The 24,975-nt window shown below is 72.2% G+C and carries 25 protein-coding genes; 11 read left to right on the top strand and 14 right to left on the bottom strand.

Features of this window, described 5'->3' with window-relative positions:
* Positions 1–168: 168 nt before the first annotated feature.
* Positions 169–468, top strand: a complete 300-nt coding sequence (locus V5O49_RS08995; RefSeq protein ID WP_278234612.1) for a DUF4193 domain-containing protein — start codon at positions 169–171, stop codon at positions 466–468.
* A gap of 102 nt (positions 469–570) precedes the next feature.
* Here the strand turns inward: V5O49_RS08995 and V5O49_RS08990 are convergent, their stop codons facing one another.
* Positions 571–1,068: a DUF3093 domain-containing protein gene (locus V5O49_RS08990; RefSeq protein ID WP_332901923.1), complete on the bottom strand. Its 498-nt coding sequence runs from the start codon at positions 1,066–1,068 to the stop codon at positions 571–573.
* 43 nt (positions 1,069–1,111) lie between these two features.
* Here V5O49_RS08990 and dut point away from each other — a divergent pair, with 43 nt between their 5' ends.
* From dut to V5O49_RS08970, 4 genes are all read left to right on the top strand, one after another.
* The gene (dut, locus tag V5O49_RS08985) at positions 1,112–1,597 is read left to right on the top strand and encodes a dUTP diphosphatase (protein ID WP_332901922.1); all 486 of its coding nucleotides are present in this window, start codon (positions 1,112–1,114) and stop codon (positions 1,595–1,597) included.
* A gap of 94 nt (positions 1,598–1,691) precedes the next feature.
* Positions 1,692–2,462: a DUF3710 domain-containing protein gene (locus V5O49_RS08980; RefSeq protein WP_332901921.1), complete on the top strand. Its 771-nt coding sequence runs from the start codon at positions 1,692–1,694 to the stop codon at positions 2,460–2,462.
* A 1-nt stretch (position 2,463) separates the two neighbouring features.
* Positions 2,464–2,832 (top strand): OB-fold nucleic acid binding domain-containing protein, encoded by a 369-nt coding sequence (locus V5O49_RS08975; RefSeq protein WP_278234608.1) that lies wholly within the window; start codon positions 2,464–2,466, stop codon positions 2,830–2,832.
* The gene (locus V5O49_RS08970) at positions 2,829–3,632 is read left to right on the top strand and encodes a DUF3159 domain-containing protein (protein ID WP_332901920.1); all 804 of its coding nucleotides are present in this window, start codon (positions 2,829–2,831) and stop codon (positions 3,630–3,632) included. The genes V5O49_RS08975 and V5O49_RS08970 overlap by 4 nt, the downstream gene beginning before the upstream one ends.
* A 3-nt stretch (positions 3,633–3,635) precedes the next feature.
* Here the strand turns inward: V5O49_RS08970 and V5O49_RS08965 are convergent, their stop codons facing one another.
* Both V5O49_RS08965 and V5O49_RS08960 read right to left on the bottom strand, forming a co-directional pair.
* On the bottom strand, positions 3,636–4,310 hold the full coding sequence (locus tag V5O49_RS08965) for a potassium channel family protein (protein ID WP_278234606.1): 675 nt from the start codon (positions 4,308–4,310) through the stop codon (positions 3,636–3,638).
* Entirely contained in the window at positions 4,310–4,966 is a 657-nt protein-coding gene (locus V5O49_RS08960; RefSeq protein WP_332902143.1) for a potassium channel family protein, read from the bottom strand. Before V5O49_RS08960 ends, V5O49_RS08965 begins: the two co-directional genes overlap by 1 nt.
* Before the next feature lie 91 nt (positions 4,967–5,057).
* Between V5O49_RS08960 and V5O49_RS08955 the strand changes: the two genes are divergently transcribed.
* Genes V5O49_RS08955 through V5O49_RS08945 form a run of 3 tightly spaced genes read left to right on the top strand, consistent with a single transcriptional unit; the run spans position 5,058 to position 8,781 of the window.
* The gene (locus V5O49_RS08955; protein WP_332901919.1) at positions 5,058–7,040 is read left to right on the top strand and encodes an APC family permease; all 1,983 of its coding nucleotides are present in this window, start codon (positions 5,058–5,060) and stop codon (positions 7,038–7,040) included.
* 2 nt (positions 7,041–7,042) lie between these two features.
* Positions 7,043–8,344 (top strand): class I SAM-dependent RNA methyltransferase, encoded by a 1,302-nt coding sequence (locus V5O49_RS08950; RefSeq protein ID WP_332901918.1) that lies wholly within the window; start codon positions 7,043–7,045, stop codon positions 8,342–8,344.
* Positions 8,344–8,781 (top strand): hypothetical protein, encoded by a 438-nt coding sequence (locus V5O49_RS08945; RefSeq protein WP_332901917.1) that lies wholly within the window; start codon positions 8,344–8,346, stop codon positions 8,779–8,781. Before V5O49_RS08950 ends, V5O49_RS08945 begins: the two co-directional genes overlap by 1 nt.
* A gap of 29 nt (positions 8,782–8,810) precedes the next feature.
* Here V5O49_RS08945 and V5O49_RS08940 read toward each other — a convergent pair whose 3' ends face one another.
* From V5O49_RS08940 to hpaD, 4 genes are all read right to left on the bottom strand, one after another.
* Complete coding sequence (locus V5O49_RS08940; protein ID WP_332901916.1) at positions 8,811–9,611, bottom strand: aldolase/citrate lyase family protein; 801 nt, start codon at positions 9,609–9,611, stop codon at positions 8,811–8,813.
* The gene (locus V5O49_RS08935) at positions 9,596–10,384 is read right to left on the bottom strand and encodes a 2-keto-4-pentenoate hydratase (RefSeq protein WP_332901915.1); all 789 of its coding nucleotides are present in this window, start codon (positions 10,382–10,384) and stop codon (positions 9,596–9,598) included. Before V5O49_RS08935 ends, V5O49_RS08940 begins: the two co-directional genes overlap by 16 nt.
* Positions 10,381–11,898: a fumarylacetoacetate hydrolase family protein gene (locus tag V5O49_RS08930; RefSeq protein WP_332901914.1), complete on the bottom strand. Its 1,518-nt coding sequence runs from the start codon at positions 11,896–11,898 to the stop codon at positions 10,381–10,383. The genes V5O49_RS08935 and V5O49_RS08930 overlap by 4 nt, the downstream gene beginning before the upstream one ends.
* Positions 11,899–11,990: 92 nt before the next feature.
* Positions 11,991–12,986, bottom strand: a complete 996-nt coding sequence (hpaD, locus tag V5O49_RS08925) for a 3,4-dihydroxyphenylacetate 2,3-dioxygenase (protein WP_332901913.1) — start codon at positions 12,984–12,986, stop codon at positions 11,991–11,993.
* 150 nt (positions 12,987–13,136) lie between these two features.
* On the opposite strand from hpaD, the gene V5O49_RS08920 reads away from it, so the two are divergent.
* On the top strand, positions 13,137–14,099 hold the full coding sequence (locus V5O49_RS08920) for a LysR family transcriptional regulator (protein ID WP_332901912.1): 963 nt from the start codon (positions 13,137–13,139) through the stop codon (positions 14,097–14,099).
* Positions 14,100–14,148: 49 nt separating this feature from the next.
* Positions 14,149–14,829: a GntR family transcriptional regulator gene (locus V5O49_RS08915; protein ID WP_332901911.1), complete on the top strand. Its 681-nt coding sequence runs from the start codon at positions 14,149–14,151 to the stop codon at positions 14,827–14,829.
* Between the two features lie 54 nt (positions 14,830–14,883).
* On the opposite strand, the gene V5O49_RS08910 is transcribed toward V5O49_RS08915, so the two are convergent.
* The 7 genes from V5O49_RS08910 to V5O49_RS08880 all read right to left on the bottom strand — a co-directional run bounded on the left by V5O49_RS08910 (position 14,884) and on the right by V5O49_RS08880 (position 23,809).
* Positions 14,884–15,822, bottom strand: coding sequence for an MBL fold metallo-hydrolase (locus tag V5O49_RS08910; protein ID WP_332901910.1), 939 nt, complete (start codon positions 15,820–15,822; stop codon positions 14,884–14,886).
* 277 nt (positions 15,823–16,099) lie between these two features.
* Positions 16,100–17,470 (bottom strand): DUF3500 domain-containing protein, encoded by a 1,371-nt coding sequence (locus tag V5O49_RS08905; RefSeq protein ID WP_332901909.1) that lies wholly within the window; start codon positions 17,468–17,470, stop codon positions 16,100–16,102.
* On the bottom strand, positions 17,418–18,266 hold the full coding sequence (locus V5O49_RS08900; RefSeq protein ID WP_332901908.1) for an ATP-binding cassette domain-containing protein: 849 nt from the start codon (positions 18,264–18,266) through the stop codon (positions 17,418–17,420). The genes V5O49_RS08905 and V5O49_RS08900 overlap by 53 nt, the downstream gene beginning before the upstream one ends.
* A gap of 7 nt (positions 18,267–18,273) precedes the next feature.
* Positions 18,274–20,136, bottom strand: a complete 1,863-nt coding sequence (locus V5O49_RS08895; protein ID WP_332901907.1) for a dipeptide/oligopeptide/nickel ABC transporter permease/ATP-binding protein — start codon at positions 20,134–20,136, stop codon at positions 18,274–18,276.
* Positions 20,133–21,077, bottom strand: a complete 945-nt coding sequence (locus V5O49_RS08890; RefSeq protein ID WP_332901906.1) for an ABC transporter permease — start codon at positions 21,075–21,077, stop codon at positions 20,133–20,135. Before V5O49_RS08890 ends, V5O49_RS08895 begins: the two co-directional genes overlap by 4 nt.
* Before the next feature lie 30 nt (positions 21,078–21,107).
* Positions 21,108–22,670, bottom strand: coding sequence for an ABC transporter substrate-binding protein (locus V5O49_RS08885; RefSeq protein ID WP_332901905.1), 1,563 nt, complete (start codon positions 22,668–22,670; stop codon positions 21,108–21,110).
* An 89-nt stretch (positions 22,671–22,759) separates the two neighbouring features.
* The gene (locus V5O49_RS08880; protein ID WP_332901904.1) at positions 22,760–23,809 is read right to left on the bottom strand and encodes an amidohydrolase family protein; all 1,050 of its coding nucleotides are present in this window, start codon (positions 23,807–23,809) and stop codon (positions 22,760–22,762) included.
* A gap of 398 nt (positions 23,810–24,207) precedes the next feature.
* Between V5O49_RS08880 and V5O49_RS08875 the strand changes: the two genes are divergently transcribed.
* A complete protein-coding gene (locus V5O49_RS08875) occupies positions 24,208–24,954 on the top strand; it encodes a dienelactone hydrolase family protein (protein ID WP_332901903.1) in 747 nt (248 codons plus the stop codon).
* Positions 24,955–24,975 lie beyond the last annotated feature (21 nt).

Below are 24,975 nucleotides of genomic sequence, written 5' to 3'. Positions count from 1 at the left end.
ACCGTACTGTTTGCGCCGGTCAGGGGGCATGTGACCGGCGCGACACGAACAGGTGTCGCGAGCCCGGCGCGGATGGTGCACAATCCGTGGGCCGAACGGGAACAAAACCTGAGCGGTGAGCATTATCAGCGCGTACCGACACCGACTCCACGGAGCGTGACACCACAGATGGCAACCGACTACGACGCACCCCGCAAGAACGAGGACGAGGGCGACCAGGACTCGATCCAGGAGCTCCAGGCCCGCCGCTCCGACAAGTCTTCGGGTGTCGTCGACGAGGACGAGACGGAGGCCGCGGAAGGATTCGAGCTTCCCGGCGCCGACCTGTCCGGAGAAGAGCTCGCGGTGCGCGTGCTGCCTCGTCAGGCGGACGAGTTCACGTGCTCGAGCTGCTTCCTCGTCCACCACCGCAGCCAGCTGGCCTACGAGAAGAAGGGTCAGATGGTCTGCACGGAGTGCGCGGCCTGATCGCACCCGCGCACTCCCGGACGGGCTCGACCCGGCACCCCGAGACTCAGGCCGTCATGTCCTCGACGTGACGGCCTTCGTCGTGCCCGGCCGCCGTCCGCCTCAGGACGCCGCCCCCGCCTGGACGAGCGCGTCCGCCAGCTCGTCCGGCCGCCGCGTGGACACCAGCCAGTAGGGGGTCGGGTCCAGCGGGTCGCGCAGCCCCACCTTCAGCCCCGTGCGCGCCCAGCTGCGCAGGCACACGTACGCGCGGGCGTCCAGCTCCGGGCCGAGGGCGGTCCGCATCTCCTCCGCGCTGAAGATCGGCTCCACCCCGCCGAGCATCGACACCGGCACCCGGGCCGGCCCGGCGCGCAGCTCGTCCTCGGTCACCTCCACCACCGGGGCCGTGGCCACGAGCGTGACCACCACGGCCGCGGCCACCAGCACGCCGGCGCCCGGGGCGACCAGCGGCGCCAGCGGCAGCACCGTGACGGCGACGATGACGCCGAGCCCGAACGCCGCGACCCAGGCACCGGGACCGGGCAGGAGGCGCTCGCGGAACAACGGGGGAGGCGCGGACCCCGCAGGGGTCTCCGAGGGGGCGGGCGCGTCGTTCATGGCCCCATCATCGCAGGTGTGCGCCGTCCGATAGGCTGCGCCAGTGCCTCATGACGCGAGCCCCCCGGTGACCGACCCGACCACGCTCGACGTGCTCGTGACGCTGCTCGACGACGAGGCGGTCGCTCCGTCGTACGCCCACCCCGGCGACGCCGGGGCCGACCTGGTCACCACGGTCGACGTCGACCTCGCCCCCGGCGCCCGCGCCGTCGTACCGACCGGCCTGGCGATCGCGCTGCCCGAGGGGTTCGCGGCGTTCGTCCACCCCCGGTCGGGTCTGGCCGCGAAGCACGGCGTGACCGTCGTCAACGCCCCCGGGACGATCGACGCCGGCTACCGCGGCGAGATCAAGGTCGTCCTGGCCAACACCGACACCGCCGAGACCGTCCGCCTGCGGCGCGGGGACCGGATCGCCCAGCTCGTCGTCCAGCGCGTCGAGCACGCCCGGTTCCTCGTCGCCGACCGGCTGCCCGGCTCGCAGCGCGACACCGGCGGCTTCGGGTCGAGCGGGGGCTTCGCGCAGGGCTGACCTGCGAGGTTCCCGACCGCTGTCGCCAGCGGTCTACCCTGGACACGAGGTACGGCGGTGCGCCGTGCCGACCGACGAGACAAGGAGCTCCCTGGTGGGTCTGTTCCGGCGCAAGGCGTCGACGAAGGTGATGGAGTCCGCTCCCGCGGAGGACACCTCGACCGCTTCGGCATCGGCCGACTCCCCGGCAGCGGCCGGGGCCGACGCGAGCACCGAGAGCCGCACCCCGAGCGGACGCGGCCCCTTCGACGCCTCCCAGGTCTCGGCCATGGGCCCGCGGGTCGACCTCGGCGCCATCTGGCTGCCGGTCCTGCCCGGGCTGCAGCTGCGCATGGAGGTCGACAAGAAGTCGCAGAAGGTCACCGGCGTGGCGGCCTCGCTCAAGGGCTCCGTCCTGCAGGTCCAGGCGTTCGCCGCCCCGAAGACGATGGGTATCTGGGACGAGGTGCGCGAGGAGATCGCCGCGTCGCTGACCAAGCAGGGCGGCACCGTCGACGACGTGCCCGGGACCTTCGGTCGCGAGCTGCTGGCCCGCATCCCCGCCAAGACGGCCGAGGGCACCACGGGTGTCCGTCCCGCCCGCTTCATCGGGTTCGACGGCCCGCGCTGGTTCCTGCGCGGCGTGCTCTCCGGCCGGGCCGCCGTCGACGCCGAGGCCGCCAAGCCGCTCGAGTCGGTGTTCGCCAACGTCGTGGTCGTGCGCGACGGCAACCCGCGCCCGCCGCGCGACCTGCTCACCCTGACGCTGCCGGAGCAGACGCGTGCCCAGGCGGCCGACGGCGCCGCCGGCCCGGTCGGGACGGCTCCCGAGACCCCGAGCTTCGACCCGCTCACGCGTGGTCCCGAGATCACCGAGACGCGCTGACATGTCCCTGCGCAGCATGGTCCGGTCCGCGCTGGCCTCCACGGACAGCGTGGTCGCGGACGAGGAACGGCACGCCGCCTCGGCGGTCAGCGGGTGCACCGCCCTGTCCGACGTCTCGCCCCGCCACCGCGCCTCCGCCGCCGGGGTCCTGCGGTCGGTGGTCCTCCACCCGCGCCAGAAGGTCCCCACCGTGGAGGCCGAGCTCTACGACGGCTCCGGGTCGATCGACCTGATCTGGCTGGGCCGCCGCGAGATCGCCGGCATCCAGCCCGGCCGGCGGCTGCGCGTCGAGGGCATGGTGACCACCCGTGAGGGGCGGCGCGCCATGTTCAACCCGCGCTACGAGCTGCGCGCCCGGGCGGGCGAATGAGCAGCCACCCGCACGACGAGGAGCACCGCGACCTCGCCGCCGACCCGGCCGACGCCGGCGTTCGGCGCGGGATGCGCGCCGTCACCGGTGACTCGTTCTCCCTGGGCGAGGCGATCGGCGGGGTCCGCGGTGTCGTCGAGGCGATCCTGCCCGGACTCGTCTTCGTCGTCGCCTACGTCCTGACCACCGACCTCACCACCGCGCTCGTCGGCTCCGGGGCCGCAGCACTCGTCACCGTCGGCGCACGCCTCGTGCAGCGCACCCCCGTCACCCAGGCGGTCGGCGGCGTGCTGGGCATCGCCGTCGGCGTGATCTGGGCATGGACGTCGGGGGAGGCCGAGGACTTCTACGTCTGGGGCCTGTGGACCAACGCCGCCTACCTGGTGGCCTTCGTCGTCTCGATCGTCGTGCGCTGGCCCCTGGTGGGTCTCTTCGTCGAGGCCGTGCGGGCCGGGTTCGTCGACCAGTCCGCCGCGCAGCGCCCCGCCGAGGACGGGGGAGCGGCGGCGGACGACACCGCGCAGACCGCGAGCCCGTGGGCCCCGCTGGCCGCGTGGCGCGCCGACGCCGACCTGGTGCGGCGCTACACGATCGCCAGCTGGTTCTGGGTCGGCCTGTTCGGCATACGTCTCGCGGTCAAGGTGCCGCTCTACCTCGACGGCGACGTCGGCTGGCTCGGCACGATGCACCTGGCGCTCGGCCTGCCGCTGTGGGGCCTGGTCCTCTGGCTGACCTGGGTCGTGGTGCGCGGTGCGCACCGCGAGGAGCCGGCCGCGGACGCGGCGGACGACCGGGCCTGATCCTCAGCCGAACTCCGGGCCGTCGACGACGAGCTGCTGCAGCACCGCCGGGTCGGCCTCCTGCCCCGTGACGAACATCAGCTCGTCACCGGCCTCCAGGGCGTCGTCGCCCGTGGGGTTGAACGGCTGGATGCCGCGCACGATGCACGCCAGCACCGTGTCCGCCGGCCACCTGACGTCCTGCACCCGCAGGCCGACCAGCGGCGACTCCTCGGGCAGCGTGACCTCGAAGATGTCCGCACCGGACTGGTGGAACGTGAAGATGCGCACCAGGTCGCCGACCGAGACGGCCTCCTCGACCATCGCCGTCATGATCCGCGGCGTGGAGACCGCCACGTCGACGCCCCAGGAGTCGTCGAACATCCACTCGTTGCGGGGGTTGTTCACCCGCGCCACCGTGCGCGGTACCGCGAACTCCGTCTTGGCCAGCAGCGAGAAGACGAGGTTGACCTTGTCGTCGCCCGTGGCGCCGACGACGACGTCCGCCGAGGCGACGTCGGCCCCCGTGAGCGCCTCGGTCTCGCAGGCGTCCGCCAGCAGCCAGTCCGCGTCGGGCACCTGGGCCACGCGCATGGCCGACGGGTTCTTGTCGACCAGGACGACCTCGTGGTCGTTGGTGAGCAGCTCGGCGGCGATGGACCGGCCGACCGACCCGGCCCCGGCGATGACGACGCGCATCAGTCCTCCTCCTCCGGGCCCGGGGTGTGGGTCAGCAGTCGTTCGACGCGCGCGGCGTCGTCGGCGTGCATGAGCACGTGCAGCACGTCGTTCTCCTGCAGCAGGGTGTCCGGCCCGACGATCAGGGCCTCGGCGTACCGGGTGATGAAGGCGACCCGGGCGCCCGTCGTGGCCTCGATCCGCCGCACCGACAGCCCGAGCCAGCCCGGGTGGTGGTCGACCTGGGCCAGGCGGACCGTCCCCGACGGGTCGCGGTACTCGTCCGTCGCGCCCAGGGGCAGCATCCGGCGCAGCACCTGGTCGGCGGTCCAGCGCACGGTCGCCACGGTGGGGATGCCGAGCCGCTGGTAGATCTCGGCGCGGTGCGGGTCGTAGATCCGGGCCACGACGTGCTCGACGCCGTAGGTCTCGCGGGCCACGCGGGCCGCGAGCACGTTGGAGTTGTCACCGTCGGAGACCGCGGCGAACCCGAACGTGTCCTCGATCCCGGCCTGGGTGAGGGTCTCCCGGTCGAAGCCGACGCCGGTGACCTTGTGCCCGGCGAAGTCCGACGGCAGTCGCCGGAACGCGTCGGGGTTCTGGTCGATGACGGCCACGGAGTGGCCGTTGGCCTCGATGGTCTGCGCGAGCGTGGAACCCACACGACCGCAACCCATGATCACGAAGTGCACGCACCAGACGCTATACCCAGGCCACGGCGGACGCCGACCCGGCCTGCGGGGCGTCGGAGGCATAGCATGTGTCATCGTGTCGGACATCGCGGACGCCGCCAAGCGGCTGCTCGTAGGACGCCCGCTGCGCAGCGAGAGCTCCAAGAAGTCTCTCCTGCCCAAGCGGGTCGCCCTGCCCGTGTTCGCCTCGGACGCGCTGTCGTCGATGGCGTACGCCCCGGACGAGATCCTGCTCATGCTGGCCCTCGCCGGCCTGGCCGCCACGGCGCTGTCGCCGTGGGTCGGGCTCGTGGTCGTCGCCGTGCTGCTCGTCGTGGTGGCGTCCTACCGCCAGATCGTGCGCGCCTACCCCTCGGGCGGCGGCGACTACGAGGTCGCCACGACCAACCTCGGGCCGACGGCCGGCATCGGCGTCGCCTCCGCCCTCCTGCTCGACTACGTGCTCACCGTGGCGGTGTCGCTGTCGGCCGCGGCCCAGTACCTCGCGGTCGTGGTGCCGGCGGCGCGCGGCCTGGAGGAGTGGGTGGCCGCCGGGCTCGTCGTCGCGTTGACCGTGGTGAACCTGCGCGGGATCCGGGAGTCCTCCTGGGTGTTCGTCGTCGTCATCTACTGCTTCATGGGGGCGGTCGGGATCCTCGCCGTCGTCGGCGCCGTCCGGCACCTCAGCGGCGCGCTGCCGCAGGCCGCCAGCGCCGAGCTCGAGCTCGTGCCCGGCGCCGGGTTCGAGCAGGGGCTCGTGGGCGTCGCGGGCGCGTTCCTCGTGGCCCGGGCGTTCGCGTCGGGCGCGGTGGCGCTGACCGGCGTCGAGTCGATCACCAGCGGCGTGCCGGCCTTCCGCCGGCCCAAGCGACGCAACGCCGCCTCCACGCTGGCGCTGCTGGGCGGCATCTCCGCCGCGATGCTCATGACCATCCTCTTCCTGGCCCAGGCCACCGGGGTGAAGTTCGTCGAGGACCCCGCCACCCAGCTCACCCGCGGCGGCGAGCTCGTGGGGGAGGAGTACGAGCAGCACCCCGTGCTGGCCCAGCTCGCCGAGACGATCTTCGGCGGGGCCGGGATCGTCGCGATGATCGTCGTCGGCGTCACCGCCCTGGTGCTGCTCCTCGCGGCGAACACGGCGTTCCACGGCTTCCCGGGCCTGGGCTCCATCCTGGCCAAGGACGGCTACCTGCCGCGCCAGCTCCACACCCGCGGCGACCGCATGGCGTTCTCCAACGGCATCGTCACCCTCGCGATCGCGGCCGCGGTGCTCATCGTCGGCTTCGGCGCCGAGGTGACCGCGCTCATCCAGCTCTACATCGTGGGCGTCTTCGTCTCGTTCACCCTGTCCCAGCTCGGGATGCTGCGGCACTGGACCCGCGCGCTGCGCAAGGAGCCCAACCCCCGCGAACGCACCCGCATGAAGTGGTCGCGCGCCGTCAACGGCGTCGGGTTCGTCCTGACCGCCGCGGTGCTGGTCATCGTGCTGGTCACCAAGTTCACCCACGGCGCCTGGATCACGCTCGTCGCGATGGGCGTGCTGTTCGTCCTCATGCGGGCCATCCACCGGCACTACTCGCGCGTGCGCGACGAGCTGGCGCTCGACGACATCTCCGGCGCCCGCGCCCTGCCCAGCCGGGTGCACGCCGTCGTGCTCGTCTCGCGCGTGCACAAGCCGACGATGCGCGCCCTGGCCTACGCCCGGGCCTCGCGCCCCAACGTGCTGGAGGCCGTCACCGTCGGCGTCGACCCGGTGGAGATCGCCGACCTTCGCGACCGCTGGGAGGCGCTGCACCTGCCGGTGCCGCTGCGGGTGCTCGACTCGCCGTACCGGGAGATCACCCGGCCCGTGCTGCAGTACGTGCGCTCGGTGCGGCGCGAGTCCCCGCGCGACCTCGTGGTCGTCTACATCCCCGAGTACGTCGTCGGGCACTGGTGGGAACAGCTGCTGCACAACCAGTCCGCCCTGCGGCTCAAGGGCCGGCTGCTGTTCACCCCGGGCGTCGTGGTCGCGTCCGTGCCGTGGCAGCTCTCCTCCTCCGAGGGACAGACGGGACTCGAGTCCGACCTTCCCGGGTGAGAATGGGGGACGTGCCCCGACCTCGCCGTTCCGCCCCGCGCCCCCGTCCCGTCGACCCTGCCGTCGGTCTCGAGCTCGAGCTCGAGGTCGGACCCGTCGCCCACGGCGGGCACTGCGTCGCCCGCCACGACGGTCGCGTCGTGTTCGTCCGCCACACCCTGCCCGGAGAGCGCGTGCGCGCCCGCGTCACCGAGGGCGGCAAGCGGTTCTGGCGGGCGGACGCCGTCGAGGTGCTCGAGGCCTCGCCCGACCGGGTCGCCCCGGCCTGGCCGGCCGCCGGTCCTGGCGGCGTGGGAGGCGGCGAGCTGTCCCACGTCGCGCTGCCGGCGCAGCGCCGCTGGAAGGCCGACGTGCTGGCCGAGCAGCTGCAGCGCCTGGCCTGGCTCGAGCGCGCGGTCACCGTCGAGGCGGCGCCCGGCGACGACGCCCGCGGCGGCCTCGGCTACCGCACCCGCGTCGAGCTCGTCACCGACCACGCCGGCCGCGCCGGGATGCGGGCCTTCCGCTCCCACGACGTCGTCCCGCTCGAGGCGATGCCGCTGGCGACGCCCGACGTCGCGGCGCTCGCCGACACCGAGGGCGTCTGGGGCGGCGGGTGGCGTCCCGGGCAGCGGCTGGAGCTCGTGGCCCCTGCGTCCGGGTCCCCGCCCGTGCTGCTCGTCGACGGCGTGCCGTGGCGGCGCGGCCGGCCCGACACCCGCCCCAACGCCCGGCGCTCGGTCTCGGAGCACGTGGAGGTGGCCGGCGTCGAGCACCGGTTCCGCGTGACCGCCGACGGGTTCTGGCAGGTGCACCGCGAGGCGCCCGGCGTGCTCGCGAACGCCGTGCTCGACGCGGCCGGCGACCTGGACGGCGCCCGGGTGCTCGACCTGTACTCGGGTGCCGGGCTCTTCACGCTCCCGCTGGCCGCCGCCGTCGGCTCCCGTGGGCGCGTCGTGGCCGTCGAGTCCGACACCCGCGCGGTCAAGGACGCCCGCCGCAACGCCCACGACGCGCCGCAGGTCGAGCTGCACCTCGGGGCCGTCGACGCGGTGCTGCTGGACGGGGACGCGGCGGGCGACGCGGGCGGGGACGCCGACGTCGTGGTGCTCGACCCGCCGCGGGCCGGGGCGGGCCGCGCCGTGGTGCAGGCGATCGCGGACCGCCGTCCGACCCGGGTGGTGTACGTGGCGTGCGACCCGGCGGCGCTGGCCCGCGACGTCGGCTACCTCGCCGAGCACGGGTACGGGCTGACGGGGCTGCGCGCCTTCGACCTGTTCCCGATGACGCACCACGTCGAGGCCGTCGCCGTGCTGGAGCGCTGATGGGGTCCGACGCGGGCCGGGGCGCGCGCCGGTGGCTGCCGCTGCGGCTGGCCGTGATCGCCGCGGTGGTGCTGGTCGGCCTGCTCGTGGCGTTCCTGGTGCGCCAGTCCTCCGACGAGGACCTGGTGCTCACCACGTACGACGGCGTGCCGGCCGGTGTCGAGGAGGACGTCGCCGCCGGCGGCGAGCCGGGCTGGGTGCTGGGCGAGGACGGACGGCTGGCGGTCTACGCCGCCGGGAGCTCGTCGTGCCCGTGGCGCCCGACGTCGGTCACGGTCGACGGCGACCGGGTCACGGTGCGCCTGGAGGTCGACGGGGGACCGGTGTGCACGATGGACTTCGTCTACTCCACCAGCGTCGTGGAGCTGCCCGACGGCGTGGACCCGGACGCGCTCGAGGTCGACCTGGAGCTGGTCCGCGGGCAGAGCGCGCCCTGACCTCGGCAGGTAGCGACACCGGCCGGTCGTCAGTACCCGGCGCGCGCCCGGCCGTCACCCTGGGCGAACCGTGCCGCGAGCTCCTCCGAGCCTCGGGCGAGCAGTGCGACATCGGCACCGACCAGGACGAACGTGGCCCCGGCGGCGAGGTACTCGTCGGCGACGTCCGGGTCGAAGGCGTTGACACCGACGGCCTTCCCGGCGCCGCGCACGGCGTCGAAGGTGCGCAGCACGTTCTCCTTGACGGCGGGGTGCGTCTGCTGGCCGATGAGTCCCATCGAGGCCGAGAGGTCCGACGGCCCGACGAACACCCCGTCGACGCCCTCGACGGCGGCGATCTCGGCGGCAGCCTCGACCGCTGCGACGTCCTCAACCTGGACGAACAGGGCGACGTGGTCGTCGCCGTCGGCCAGGTACCCGTCGACGCGGTTCCACCGGCCGGAGCGCGCGAGCGCCGACCCGATGCCGCGGCGGCCGCCGGGCGGGTAACGCACGGCGGCGACCGCTGCACGGGCCTCGGCGGCGCTGGAGACCATGGGCACCAGCACGTTCTGGGCGCCGAGGTCGAGCACCTGCTTGAGCGTCACCGGGTCGTTCGCGGGCACGCGCACCACCGGGGTCACGGGGTAGGCAGCCACCGCCTGGAGCTGTGTCAGCACGGACTCGAGCCCGTTGGGGGCGTGCTCCATGTCGATCAGGAGCCAGTCGAGGCCGCCGCCGGCGCAGATCTCGGCGACGAGCGGGCTGCCGCTGCAGACCCACATCCCGGACAAGGGCCGGTCGGTGGTCTCCAGGGCGGCGCGGAAGGTCGGGGTCAGTCGAAGCGGCATGTCACCGTTCCCATCGGGCCGTAGTCGCACAGCACGCTGTCCCCGGCGGACACCCACATCGGTCGGGTGAAGGACCCGGCGAGGACGATCTCGCCCGCCTCGAGGCGGTCGCCGTGCTGGTGGAGCTTGTTCGCGAGCCAGGCCACCCCGGTCCCGGGGTGGTTGAGCACGCCGGCGGCGACGCCTGTCTCCTCGATGGTCTCGTTGCGGTAGAGCAGGGCGGAGACCCACCGCAGGTCGACCTCGTGCGGCGGGGTCGGGTTGCCTCCGACCACCATGGCGCCGTACGCGGCGTTGTCGGCGATCGTGTCGACGATCGTGCGCCCCTCGAGCTCGATGTGGGAGTTCAGCACCTCGAGCGCCGGCGTGACGTACTCGGTGGCGCGCAGCACGTCGAACAGGCTGCAGTGCGGTCCCTCGAGCGGCCGGTCGAGCACGAACGCGAGCTCGACCTCGATGCGCACGTTGGAGTACTCGCCGTGGGGGAGCACGGCGCCGTTGCCGACGACGGTGTCGTCGAACATGACCCCGTAGTCGGGTTCGGTGATCCCGGTCGCGGCCTGCATGGCCTTCGACGTCAGGCCGATCTTGCGCCCGACGAGCCGGCGTCCGGAGGCGAGCATACGGTCCCGCCACACGTTCTGGATGGCGTAGGAGTCCTCGATCGTGGCCCCGGGGTAGCGTGCCGTGATCCGGGGGACGACGGCGCGGTCCCGGTGGGCGTCGGCGAGCTCGGCGGCGATCGCCCGGACCGTCTCGGCAGGAAGCGTCATCGTGCGGCCCTCCAGGCGTCGTACTTCTCGCGCCAGGCCCCGGTGGGCGGGAACAGCCCCTCGACCGGGTGTCCGGCGGCCACCTGCTCGGCCACCCAGGCGTCCTCGTCCTCCTTGGCGAGCGCGGCGTCCACGACCTCCTCGACCAGGTCCGGCGGGATGACGAGCACCCCGTCGGCGTCGCCGACGAGGACGTCGCCGGGCTGGACGGTCGTGCCGCCGCAGGCGACCGTGACGTCACCCTCCCACGGCACGTGCTTGCGGCCGAGGACAGCCGGGTGGGCCCCGGCGCAGTACACCGGGATACCGACCTCCGTGACGGCGGTGACGTCGCGGACGCCGCCGTCGGTGACGATGCCGGCCGCACCCCGCTCCCGGGCGCGGATCGCGAGGATGTCGCCGAGCGTGCCCGAACCGGCCTCGCCGCGGGCCTCGATGACGATGACCTCGTCGGGACCGACGGCGTCGAACACCCGCTTCTGGGCGTTGTACCCGCCGCCGTGCGCACGGAACAGGTCCGGGCGGTTCGGGACGAACCGGAGGGTGCGGGCGGTGCCGACGAGCTTCTGCCCGGGGTGCAGCGGGACGACACCGTCGACGGTGACGTCGTCCAGGCCACGCGAGCGCAGCTGTGCGGACAGGGCCGCCACGGGGGCGCGGTGCAGTCTGGTGCGCAGGTCGGGGTCCATGCCGACCACGACGGCGGGCGGGGCACCGTCGTGGTCGGTCCCGGCCGGGCCCTCGGAGCGCACCCCCCACGCCTCGGCCCGCTGCGTGTCGTCGACGGCGGGGACCGCACCGAGCGCCGGGTCGAAGGGGACGTCGCCCTGGGTCACCGTGGTGGTGAGCCGCCCGGTGGACAGGGTGCCCTGAGCCTCGGGCGCGTCGACCTCGACCTCGACGACCTCGCCCGGCACGACCACGCTGGAGCCGGTGGGCGTGCCGGTGAGGATCACGTCTCCGGGCTCGAGGGTGAGGTGCTGGGAGAGGTCGGCGACGAGGAGGGGCAGCGCGAACAGCAGGCCCGCCGTGGTGTCCTCCTGGCGCAGCTCGCCGTCGACCCAGGTCCGGACGCGCAGGGCGGAGGGGTCGAGCGCGCGGGCGTCCAGCAGCCGGGGGCCCAGCGGGGTGAACCCGTCACCGCCCTTGGAGCGCAGGTTGGAGCCCTTGTCGGCGGTGCGCAGGTCGTAGAGGCCGAGGTCGTTCGCCGCGGTGACCCAGGCGACGTGGTCCCATGCCTCGGCAGGGGACACGCGTCGCGCGGTCCGGCCGAGGACGAGGGCGATCTCGCCCTCGAAGGCGAGCAGCTCGGTCCCGGCCGGCCGCTCGACGGTCCGGTCGGTCGCCGCCAGGGAGCTGGACGGCTTGAGGAAGTACGACGGGTGAGCCGGCCGACGGCCCCGTTCGTCGGCGCGGGAGTGGTAGGTGAGGTGGACGGCGACGATCTTGCCGGGGCGCTCGGCGAGCAGGCCGCCCGCGGTGCCGGACAGATCGGTGGGCTGGTCGGTGGTCATGCGCTCCTCGCAGGGCCGAGCGGCACCGGTTGCCGCCGTCGGCCGGTCTCGATCGTATACGATTCCTCGCCGAGCGAGGGGGTCACCACGGCTCAGTGCAGGCCGAGGTACTGCTCGAGGGTCTCCGGCGTCGCGGTCAGGAGCGGCTCGCGGACCTCCTCGGCCGGGAACTCGCTCGCCTCGAAGAACCAACGGTTCGAGGCCGGCATGCCCCACTGCTGGGCGCGCCGTGGGTTGGACACGTCCCACCGGATGGGCTCGGACTCGAGGTCGATGAACTGGTAGTGGGTCGTGAACAGCTCGATGCGGTGCTGGTCGGGGTCGCGCACGTACAGGAACAGCGCGTTCGACAGCCCGTGCCGCCCCGGGCCGCGGTCGATCTCCTGCCCGAACCCCTTGGACCCCGTGACGTCGGCGGCGTGGATGAGCGCCGTGGCGTCGGGGACCGTGTAGGCGAAGTGGTGCAGCCGCGGTCCGCGGCCGTTGGTGAACACGAGGTCGTGGGTGTTGCCCTTGACCTCGAGCCAGGTGCCCCACAGCTCGTCCGTGCCGTCCTTGGCCGTGTACTCCGACATCCGCATCCCCAGCGAGGACCAGAAGTCCGTGGCCCGCTGCACGTCGTACGTGACCACCTGGTAGTGATCCAGGCGCTGCGGTGCTCCGGCACGGAAGTCGTGGAAGTCGGCCATCTTGCGCCGCACCGTCTCCATGGAGGACGTGATCTCCATGTGGGTGCCGACCGGGTCGCGGAACTGCAGCGTGGGGCCCTGATGGTCCTTCTCGACCCGTTGGTGCTCGATGCCGGCCGCCCTGAAGTGGTTCTCGGCCGCGACGACGTCGGCGTCGGTCCGCACCCGCAGCCCGACGCGGTGCGCCGCGGCCTCGTCGCTGCGTTCCAGCACGAGCGAGTGGTGGGCATCCTCCTCCAGGCCGCGCAGGTAGACCACGTCGTCGGTCTCCTCGGTGACCACGAGACCGATCACGTCACGGTAGAAGTCGCGGCTGGCCTCGAGGTCGGTGACGCCGAGCGAGACGTGGCTCGCCCGTGTGATCGTGAACGGGGGGTCGAAGTTCGTCTGCGGAAGCATCGTCGGCTCCTTCTCCAGGGGACTCGTCACCGGTCGGCCCGACCGGTGACAAGCACGGTCGCACCGTCGGAGGGTCCCTGGGAACTACCGATTCGCTGGGACAGATATACAGGGAATGTATAGTGGTACCTCACGGCTTAAGATCTACCTATGGAACTGCGCCATCTGCGCTACTTCGTCGCCGTCGTCGACGCCGGTTCGCTGACGGCGGCCGCCGAGGTGCTCCACCTGTCCCAGCCTCCGCTCAGCGTGGCGATCTCCAAGCTCGAGGGCGAGCTCGGAGTTCGGCTCCTGCACCGCACGCCGCGAGGCGTGGAACCGACGAGCGCGGGCCGCTACCTCCTGGACGCGGCCTCGCGGATCCTCGGGGAGATCGACGACATGGTCGCCGCCCTGGGGCGGTTCGCCGAGGGGACCGCCGGCTCGCTCACCGTCGCCGCCGTCCCCGTGCTGATGTGGCACCGCCTCCCGACCCTGCTGCGCCGGCACGCCGCCGACGCCCCCGACGTCGAGGTCAGGTTGGTCGACCCGCCACCCTGGGAGGCCATCGACATGCTCCAGCAGCGGCGGGTGGACCTCGCGGCGATCGTGGTCGCCGAGCACGAGCGGTTCGTCGCCCGACACCGCGGCAGTCTCGACGTCCACGACTGGGGACCGGTCCCCCTGGTGGCCGTCCTGCCACCCGACTGCCACGACGCGCCCGATCCCGTGCCGCTGTCGGTGCTCGACGGCGCCGACCTGATGCTGCCGCGCCGCACTGCCGCGGTGCCCAGCCTCCCCGAGGCCGTGGAGGAGGTCCTGCGCCGGCACGACGTCCGCCCGCGGTCCGTGCGTACCGTCGAGACCATCCAGGCGGGTCTGCCCCTGGTCGAGGCCGGGGTCGCCCGCGCCCTCCTGCCCGACCCGGACCGGGCGAGCCTGGACCGGTTCCGCGTGACCGTGCGCCGGGTCGACCCCGAGCCGGCACCGATGCGCGCGCTCGTCCTGACCCGCCGGGACTCGACGACCGACCCCCGGCTGGTCCGCCTGCTCGAGCGCATCCGCGACACCGGCCCAATCCTGTGCGATCTCGGATATGATCAGCCCAGCGAACAACGAGGTCCGATGGCGTGACACCACGCCCTGGCTGCGTTCGCACCGACCGACAGAGGAGTCCGACGCCGTGGCAGTCAGTAAAGCCGATCAGTGCTACGAGATCCTGCGCCAGGGGATCATGGAGGGCACGTTCGCGCCCGGACATCGTCTGGTGATCGACAAGCTCGCCCGGGAGTACGGCATCAGCTCCGTGCCGTGGCGAGAGTCCCTGCGTCGGCTCGAGGCGGAGGGCTGGATCGACATCGTCCGCAACGCCGGGGCTGTGGTCAAGACCTTCGACACCGACTCCTGGGAGCAGACGATGCAGCTCCTCGCCCGCCTCGAGGGGTACGCCACCGCGCTCTCCGCCCCCCGGCTGTCCGGCGACGAGCTCGACCACGCCCGCCACCTGAACCACGAGATGCGACGCGCGCTGGAAGGTTTCGACCCCGCGCGGTTCGGTGCGCTGAACCGGCAGTTCCACCAGCTCCTGTGCTCCCGGTGCGACGACCCCCGGCTCTCCTCGCTCGTGACCGACGAGTGGACCCGCCTGGAGATCATCCGCCGGTCGGCCTTCTGGTACGCGCCGGGCCGCGCGCTGGCCTCGCTCGCGGAGCACGACGGGCTCATCGACCTCATCGCGGGCGGCGCCGACCCCGACGTCATCGAGACGGCCGCACGGCGGCACGAGCTCAACACGGTCGTCGCCATCCACGAGCACGAGCGACAGCTGGCCGAGGAGGACGACAGGGCCTCCGCCGAAGCCTGACAGCGGTGGCGGAGGCCCTCGTCGACCCGCAGATCCCGGTGCGCGACAGCGGCGTCAGCTCCGCCCGGGGCGTCCCAGGGTGAAGACGTCGAGGTCGGCGCCCACGGTCACCCGACCGTCGTAGCCGCGCGAGGCCCAGCGCCGCCACTGCTGGGCGTCGAGGTCTCCCTCCGCCGCCAGGTCACCCAGGTGGCTGAGCACGAGGTGCTCGACCTCGGAACGCTGGGCGACACCGCCGACCTCCTGCACCTCCACGTGACCGTCCACGAGGTGGGCCCGCACCGACTCGGGGCCGTTCCATCCCTCCACGTTGATCGCCTCGTGCACGAGGACGTCGGACCCGCGCGCCATCCGCTCCAGGTTCGTGCTGGTCGCCGTGTCACCGGAGAAGGTGACCGAGCCGTGGTCGGTGTCGAACCGGTAGGCGTAGCACGGGTAGGCGTTCCCGTGCGGCACCAGCACGGCGCTCACCCGCACCCTGTCGTCCTCGTGCACCACGAACGCACCCATGTCCGGTGCGACGTCCTCGAAGCTCGACGTCACCGGGGGCGCGAGCTCGTGGACGTCGGCGAGCGACCGCGTCTCGCGGATGCTCGAGTTCCGCATGAAGTAGTTCGAGTGGTAGGCGAAGCCGTCCATGACGCTGTCCGTCAGCGAGAGCAGGCCCGGCGTCGGGTTCTCGGGGCTGGTGGTCGGCACGTCGCCGCCGCGGAACGCCGGCGGCAGGCCCCCGGCCGGGCCGGGTCCGTAGACCGGCGTGCTGTCCGGGAGGGTGTCACCCTGCACCGGACGCTGGTGCCCGCCGAGCAGGAACAGGTTCGCGTAGTCGGCCACGTGGTCGGCGTGCAGGTGCGTCACGAACACCGACGCCAGCGACCCGAAGTCCAGGCCCGCCACGTGGTACTGCGTGGTCGCGTTGCGGCCCAGGTCGACGACGTACACGGCCCCGTCGACCACCAGTGCGCTGGAGATCCCCGACCGGTGCGCGTCCAACGGGGGGCCGCCCTTCGTCCCCAGCAGGACGAGCGAGGTTCCCCTGTCAGGGATCCGTGGTGCTCTGGCGCGGCCGGCGGCCGCGGCCGCGGGGAGTCCACCACCGAGGGCGGCCGTCCCGACCGCCCCGGCGATCCCTCCGAGCAGGAGTCGCCGGGAGACTCCCGCCCTCCGGGTCTCTCCAGCGGTCTCGTCTGCGCAGCATGACTGGTCCATGAAGTGCCTCCTTTGGCATCGTGGGTGGTTCAGCAGACCGGAGAGGTCCACGTGGCAGTGCTCAGGACGGGTCGAGCGCCCGTACGTACGCCCGCCCGTAGTCGTTGCCGTTCGGCATGCGCAGCGTGGTGTGGACGTGGAACCGTGCCGGGAGCTGGTTCGACAACCACACCCCGGCATGATGGTCCAGCTCGGCGAGGACCACGGGACTCTGGATGCGCAGGTAGAACGGCTGCGAGCCGTCCGTGGCCCCGTACCAGGCGAACCAGGTCTCGTGCCGGAACGCGTCGACGTCGCCCATCGTCGCCTCGCGCTGCGGCGCGCTGAGGAGCAGCAGGAAGTCCTCGGCGACCGCGCGCAGCAGCGCCCACTGGTCGTCCGTCAGCTCCGCCGCGCAGATCCCCTCGGCGGGGATCACGCGATTGTCCCGGAACGCCCCCGCGACGTGCCGCTCGTCGGCCGGGTGCAGGCGCCCCTCGGGCATCGCGGGGTCCAGCACCGAGGAGTACACCACGGCCTCCGCGCGCTGTGCGTCGGTCAGCGAGGTGGCGAGCTCGATCGCCAGACGCTCCCGGGCGTCGAACAACGCAGGACGGTCCTCGGACAGCGCCGGCTCGGCACCGAGGAACACCGGGGCGACGACGTGGCGGCCGGCGACCGAGACGAAGTTGACCGCCACGTGGTGGCCGAAGAGCTGCCAGCCCCACGCCCCGGAGGTCGACGGCTTCCCGAACAGCGAGAACCAGTAGCTGCGGTCGTTCATGAGCTCCGGCAGGTCCACCAGGTCCCCCAGATAGCCGTTGAGCTCCATCGCCTCGACGACCCGGTCGTAGCCCTCGGGGCTGAGCGAGGCGCGGACCACCCCGAGCGTCGCCTCGACGATCTCGGGAGACAGTTCCTCGAGGCGCAGCCCGACCTCGTGGATCACGAACTCGGGGTTGCTCCACGCCCGCCACTCGGGGGCGTCGACGGCGTGGAGCACCGCCTCTCGCTGGTCGGCGTCCAGGCGGTCCAGCAGCTCTCGGGCGGCACGCGCCGGGGCCGGATCCGGGTCGGACGGCGGACGTAGCCGGTGCACGTCGCGGACCGTGCCGTCGGTGGTCACGCCGACGAACGGTTCGTCGTAGAGGGCACGCCACTCGGCGAGCAGCTCCTGGACGAAGTCCGGCGACATCTTCCGCCGCGAGAACTCGGCCCAGTCCAGTCCTCGCCACTGGGCGAGGACGGGGTCGTCGTGGTCGTACAGGTGCTCACGGAAGCTGTCGCTGGTGAGCGTGACGTCCTCGTCGCGTGCGGTCACCCGTGCCGCGGAGAAGAAGTCGTCGAGCTGCTCGTCGGTCCCCATCGCACCGTCCCCGGTCGTCGTCGTGGTGCCGCGATCAGGCGGCTGCTGCCGCGCGGCGCTGCTGCCGCAGCGCACGGCGCTCCTCACGGCCCGCAGGGTGCGCGGCCGGGCTGGCCGCGAGCAGGCTGCGGGTGTACTCGTGCTGCGGTGCGTCGAAGATCGCGGCGGTGTCCCCCTGCTCGACGATCTCGCCCTGCTTCAGCACTCCGACCCGGTGGGAGACGTGCCGCACCACGCCCAGGTCGTGGGTGATGAACAGGTAGCTCACCCCGCTCGCCTCCTGCAGGTCGCGCAGCAGGTTGATGATCTGGCTCTGCGTCGACAGGTCGAGCGCGCTGACCGCCTCGTCGCAGACGACGAGCTGCGGGTCGAGGACCAGGGCACGGGCGATCGCGACGCGCTGCAGCTGGCCGCCGGACATCTGGCTCGGGAACCGGCTCAGGTGCTCCGCGGTCAGGCCCACCTGGTCGAAGACGCGGACCGCCTTCTCCCGCGCGTCACGGCCGCGGACGCCGTGCCGCGCAAGCGTCTCGGTGATCGCACGGCCCACGCGGTGGCGAGGGTTGAGCGACGCCGCAGGATCCTGGTAGACGGCCTGGACGGCCCGCCGGTAGCGCAACGGCGTCTTCCTCGGCATGTCGGCGAGGTCTTCGCCGTCGAACCGGACGCTGCCGCCCGTGACCTCGGCCAGGCGCAGGACCGCCCGCCCGGTGGTGCTCTTGCCCGATCCCGACTCGCCGACGAGCCCGTAGGTCTCACCCGGAGCGATGGTGAAGCTGACACCCTTGACGACCGTCAGGGTGCGTCTGCGCCACGAGGCGGCGCCGGCGACGTCGTAGTCGATCCGCAGGTCGTCGACCTCGAGCAGTGGTCGCGTGGTCATCGGTCCCTCACTTCCCGGCCGGGGCGCCGCCGACGACGAGGTCGTCCGCGATCGTGGGCAGCCGGTCGATGTCGTGGTCGGCCGTGGGGTGCGCGGCGAGCAGCGCCGCGGTGTACGCCTCGCCGGGGTGATCGAAGAGGTCCACCACGTCGGCGACCTCGACGAGCTCGCCGGAGCGCATCACGGCCACGCGGTCGCAGGTCTCCGCCGCGACCCCGAGGTCGTGGGTGATGTTGATGATGGACATGTCGAGGCGTTCGCGCAGGTCCAGGACGAGGTCCAGCACCTGGCTCTGGGTCGTCACGTCGAGCGCCGACGTCGCCTCGTCGAGGATCAGCAGGTCCGGCTCGCCGGCGAGCGCGATGGCGATCGCCACCCGCTGCGCCATGCCGCCGGAGAACTGGTACGGGTACTGGTCGAGTCGCCGCTGGACGTCGCCGACGCCCACCAGGTCGAGCAGCTCCGCCGCCCGGGCCCGAGCCTGCGCCCGGGTCATGTCGTGGTGGGCCCGGACGACGTCGACGAGCTGGCGCCCCACGGTGTGCACGGGGGAGAGGTTGGCCTGCGGGTTCTGGAAGACCACGCCGAGGCCGGTCCCGCGGACCGCCCGCAGCTCGGCCGCCGTGCACGTCCCCAGGCTCCGGTCACCCAGGGTGATCCGGCCACCGCTGAGCCGCACGTTCGGGGGCAGCAGGCCGAGGATCGACTTCGCCAGCATCGACTTGCCCGAGCCCGACTCGCCGAGCACGCCGAGGATCTCGCCCTTGCGCACCTGCACGGACACGTCGTGCACCAGCGGCACCGTGGTGCCGTGCGGTGTATCGGCCACGATGCTCACCCCACGGACGTCCAGGAGGACGTCGTCCGACGCCTCGTCCGGGGTCGTCGACGCGGCGGCCGCGCGGACCGAGGCCAGGGTCGGGTCCGCCTCGCCCCTCGCCGGCACGGACCGTCCCAGCAGGGCCGTGCGGCGACGCGCACGACGGCGGCCGGACAGGGCGTCGTTGACGCCGTCCCCGAGCAGGTTGAACGCCAGCACGGTCAGGACGATCGCGAGTCCCGGTGCGATCGCCATCCACGGGCGGTCCGCCTGGTGCTCCGCGGCGACGCCCAGCATGCCGCCCCAGGAGGGCTGGTCCTCGCCGAGGCCGAGACCGAGGAACGACAGCGCCGCCTCGACCTTGATGGCCGACCCGAGGAACACCGCACCCTGCACGGCCAGCGGGCCGGCGAGGTTGGGCAGGATCTGGCCGAAGATGACCTGGCGGTTGGTCAGCCCGGAGACCCGGGCGGACTCGACGTAGAGCTTCTTGCGCTCGCCGAGCGTGATCGCACGGGTCAGCCGGGCGAAGTTCATGCAGAAGATCAGGCCGATCGCCAGGATGAGGACGAGGACCCCGCGTCCCAGCACGGCGATGACGACGAAACCGACCGTCAGTCCGGGCAACGCGTCGGCGATGTCGAGTCCCCGGGACCCGAGCCGGTCGTACCAACCGCCCTTGTACCCGAGCAGGAGGCCCAGCGGGACGCCGATCAGCATGGCGACCAGCACCGACCCGCCCGCGACGAGCAGTGCTGTCCGGGCGCCGTAGACGAGCTGGCTCAGCAGGTCGCGTCCGAGGTCGTCCGTCCCGAGCGGGTGGGCCGCGGTGGGGCCGGACAGGGCGGCACCGAAGTCGGTGGCTTCCGGCGCGTACGGGGCGATGACCGGCGCGAGCACCGCGCAGGCGGCCAGGAGCAGCACGACGACGAGGCCGAAGAGTGCTGCCGGCTGCCGGGTCAGTCGGTGCCAGGCCTGCCCGGCGCTGCGTGCCTGCCGGGGGACCGGGGAGTCGGCTGCCGCGGCGCCGACGGTGGCGGACGTACTCACTGGGGCCTCGCTTGGGGGTTGATCAGGCCGTAGCTGATGTCGAGGAGCAGGTTCACCGCGATGACGAGCACGGCCGTGACCATCACGACACCCTGCACGACGGCGAAGTCCTGGCTGATGACGCTGGTGAGCATGAGCGTGCCCAGCCCGGGGAGGGCGAACACCTTCTCCACGACGAAGCTGACGCCGATGAGGATGGCGAAGGTGACACCCGCGGAGGCCAGCACCGGCACCAGCGCGTTCTTGACGCCGTACCGGGCGACCTGCTTGCGTCGCGAGACCCCGGCGGCGGTGAGGGTGTCCATGAACGGGGAGGCCATGGACGTGACCATCGCCGCACGGGTCTGCCGGGCGATGATCGCCCCGCCCGTGATCCCGAGAGCGATCGAGGGCAGGACGATCCCGACCGCCCAGCCGAGCGGGTCCTCGGTGATCGGCGTCCACGCGATGATCGGGACCCACCCGAGGTGCACGGCGAACACGGTGGTCAGGATGAGCCCGAGCCAGAACTCCGGGATCGACAGGCCGAGCACGGTCCCGCCGGTGACGACCCGGTCGGCCGCGGTGCCGGGGCGGGTACCGGTGAAGACACCGGCACCCACCCCGACCAGGAGCGCGACCAGCATGCCGCCGAACACGATGGACAACGTCGCCGGGATCCGCGCGACGAGCAGGTCGGTCACCGGGGTCCCCGAACGGAACGAGGTCCCCAGGTCACCGGTCAGCAGCGCGCCGAACCACTCGACGAACCGCTCGACCGGTGGCCGGTCGAGGCCGAGCTGGGCCTCGACCTGGGCGATCGACTCCGGCGTCGCCGCCGTACCGAGCATCGCCGCCGCGGGGCTCCCGGGGACCAGGTAGGTCAGGGAGAACACCACGATCGAGATGATGATCAGCTGCGGGACGGCGAACGCCAGGCGGTAGGCGATGAGCTTGCCCATCGGTCACACTCCTTCGTGGTGCGGCACGCGTCAGGAATCGGCAGGACGCAGGTCGCGGTAGTTGACCAGGTTCGTCTCCCAGGCCTCGGGCGGTGCATCGACCCCGGTCACGGTGTCGGCGTTCCAGGCCAGGAACTCCTGACCGGCCATGTGACCGCAGGTCAGCGCCTCGTCGGCGATGATCTTCGTGACCTCGGCCCACAGGGCGTCGGCCTCCTCGGAGAGCCCTGCGGCGATGGCGGCGTCGGCGGCCGCCGCGAGCTCGTCGCTCTCGACACCGGCAGGGTTGCCCGGCGCGTCGGCAGCGAACCAGGACGTGTACCAGTCGTAGGGTGTCAGCTCGTCGTTGCCGCCGAGACCGAAACCGTAGCGTCCGCTGTTCCACTCCGAGAAGTACTGGGGCGGCGGGGCGCTCTGGACCTCGATGCTCATGCCGACCTCACCGATCTGCTCGGCGTAGATCTGGGTCTGGTCCTCGGTGAAGACGGTCGCGAGGGCCTCGACGTCCACCGTCGGGTTGCCGGCGGAGTCGTAGAGCTCCTGGGCCATGTCGAGGTCGTGCTCGTACCCGGTGATCTCGGGGTTGTAGCCCTGCTCACCCTCGGCGAAGTGCTGGGTGCGCTCGACGTAGTCCGGCTGCAGCTCGGCGACCACCGCGGTGTCCAGGGCGTAGCACGCCGCCTGGCGGACCTCGACGTCCTCGAAGGCCCCTCCGGGACCCCGGTCGAAGAACATCGGGTTGTTGCGGATCGCCGGGTAGCCCAGCCGCTCGAGGCTGTCCGAGTCGTCGATCGTCGTGAACTGGTTGGCCTCGGTGTCCGTCAGGTCGATCTCGCCGCCGGCGAGCGCCGCGGTGGCGGCGTTGTCCTCGGGGATCGCGACGATCTGCACGGTCTCGAAGCCGGGGCGCTCACCCCAGTAGTCCTCGTACGGGCCGAAGACCATCCGGGTGCCGGCGATCGAGGCGTCCGGGTCGTACGCCCAGGGGCCGGTCCCGACAGGTTCGGACTCGACGGTGCCGGCCTCGATCGCGGCCGGGCTGGCCATCGGCGCCGCCCGCGTGCTGAGGGTGGTCAGCATGGACGGCGCCGGCCCCGAAAAGGTGAACGTCACGGTGAGCTCGTCGACCGCGTCGATCGACTCGATGACCTGGAACGGCCCGGAGTACGGCCCGGGCGTGCTCTGGATCTTCTCGATGTTGGCCTTGACCGCCTCGGCGTCGAACGGCGTCCCGTCGTGGAAGGTCACCCCCTCGGCGAGGGTGAGCGTCAGGCTCTCGTCGGTCTGCTCCCAGTCGGTGGCGAGGAACGGCAGGACCTCTCCGTCGACGACCTGGGTGAGGTTCTCGTAGGGGACCCGCATGTTGCCGGCCTCCATCTCGGCGCCCGGTGCCCAGTTCTCCGGGAATCCGCCCCAGTTGACCCGGAGCACGGAGCCGGGCACCACGCCCTCACCCTCCGTGGCCGCCTCGGTGGCGGCGCTGTCGGTCTCGGTGGTCTCGGTCTCCTCGCCGCTGTCGCTCGAGCAGGCCCCGACCGCGAGGGCCAGGACGGTCGCGGTCGCCAGGCTTCGCGCGAAGTGTGTTCTCTTCATGGTGTGGGCGCCTCCTTGCGCCGTCATCCATCGGTGGTGGTGGCGGGTGTCCGCCGTCCCCGGTGGACGGCGGACAGGGCTCTGCCGACCTAGATCGGCAGGTTGAACAGCCGCTGGGCGTTGCCGGACAGGACCTGGTCCCGCTCGGCGTCGGTGATCTCGAGCTCGTTCTTGACGAACTCGACGCCCTGGCTCATCCATCCGTAGAACACCGGGAAGGACGAGCCGAAGAGGTAGTGGTCGGCACCGTTGATCTTGATGGCCGCCTCGACCTGGTCCTTGCCCCACGAGTGCGGGTGGGTCATGTCGAAGTAGATGTTGTTCTCGAGGTAGCTCTTGATCTTGTCGCCGCCGGTCGGGTCGAGGCGGTCGATCGCTTCCTTCTTGTTCGAGGCGTGCGGCGTCAGGAGCGCCGTGTTGGCGAACCAGTTGCCGCCCATCATCGTGTGGATGAACCGCAGGCCGGGCATGCGGTCGAACATGCCGCTGAAGAGCTCGCGCCCGACAGCCGTGCCCTGGTCCAGGATCCGTCCGTACTCGCGGCGCAGGTTCGTGTAGTCGATGACGGAGCGCCACTCGACCGGCAGCGGGGTGTGATGCACGACGACGGGGACGTCGAGCTTCTCGATCACCTTGAGGTAGGGCTCGAACACCTCGTCGTCGAGGTAGAGCTGCCCGTAGTGGCAGGCGAGCTGCACACCGACGGCACCGAGCTCGTTGACGCAGCGCTCGAGCTCGTAGATGTTCTCCTTGCCGCCCCACGGGGGGACGCAGGCGGTCGCGAACAGTCGCCCGTTCGACCGCTCGACGATGTCGTGCGCGTTGTCGTTGACCTCCTTGCAGATCTCGAGCGGAAGCCACTCCTGCCACACCGGGACCCGCATGACGCCGTAGTCGACACCGGCGTCGTCCATCGCGGCGAGCTTGGACTCCACCGAGTAGTCGCCGTCGACGTAGTTGAGGTTCTGGTGGCCGGCCGGCTTCTCCAGGATCAGCTGCTGCTTGCCGCCCTCGGTGGTGGCCACCCGGGCGATCTCGCCGAATCCCCGCGGTGCGCTGTCGAGGAACCCGTGGAGGATCTTCTCGTTGGTGAAGAGGTCCTCGGGCAGGTGGTGGATGTTGATGTCGACGACGGTCATGTCGCTTCGCTGCTCCCGTCTTGCGTGCGGTCCCCCGGGCACTGCCGTGTGCCTCCCGCGACGTCGCGGGACCGGACGGGGTTGTCACCCGACCGTGGGATCGTGTTCGAAACCATATGCAGAACCTCACAGAACAAGCAAGTCTCTGCCGCGGCTTCTGCGAGATCTCATCCGTCGTATGGCCGTCGGAGCGTTGATCTATCAACGATCCTCCGCGCGGTGAGGCATCAGGCAGGCTCGCGCGACGGTTGAGATCCTGTTCGCATTTCCTATACGATCCTCGAACGCTTCAACGTCGAGCCCTCTGAACGCGACCAGCACCGGTCGCAGGACGGCGCCCGGGAACGGACCCGTGGTGCCGCACACCAGCCGCTCGGCACCACGACGGAAGGTGGCACATGGACGACGCGGTCCTGCGTGACGTCGAGTACTCCCACGAGGACACCCGGATGGTCGGTGCCGTGGTCGCACCGCCGGGCGCCGAGAACGCCCCGGGGGTGCTGCTGGTCCACGACGCCTTCGGGCTCGGCGACGACATGTTCGCGGTCGCCCGGGGCCTCGTGCGTCTCGGCTACGCCGTCTTCGCCGCGGACGTCTGGGGCGACCGGACCCGGCCGGCCACCCAGGACGAGATCGGACCCCTGATCGGCGCGATGGTCTCCGACCGCACCCGCTGGACCGGGCGCGTCGGCGCGGCTCACGCCGCCGCGTCCGAGCAGCCCGAGCTGGACGGGGCGCGCCTCGTCGGCCTCGGCTACTGCTTCGGCGGCTCGTCGGTGCTCGAGTACCTGCGCACGGGCGGACGCCTCCGCGGCGCCATCAGCATCCACGGCGGCCTCGACCTGCTCGACCCCCAGGCGGACTGGAGCGCCGCCGACCCCTCCGGCCACGTCCTGGTGTGCACCGGGGCCGACGACCCGATGGCCACCGCCGACCAGCGCGCGACCCTCGAGGCGGGACTGCGCCAGGCCCGGGTCGACTGGGAGTTCGACCTGTACAGCGACACCCGGCACGCCTTCACCAGCCCGCAGGCCGACAGCTCCCCGACACCCGACGTCGTGGCCTACAACCCCCGCAGCGCGGCACGTTCCTGGGCCGCGACCCGTCGCCTGCTGGCCGAGATCCTCCATCCGGCAGCCGCCTGACCACCATCACCAGACGCGCGG

This window comes from Isoptericola haloaureus, from assembly GCF_036689775.1.
Taxonomy (GTDB): domain Bacteria; phylum Actinomycetota; class Actinomycetes; order Actinomycetales; family Cellulomonadaceae; genus Isoptericola; species Isoptericola haloaureus.
The sequence above is the reverse complement of the archived record's forward strand: the minus strand, read 5'-3'. Positions and strand labels throughout refer to the sequence as shown.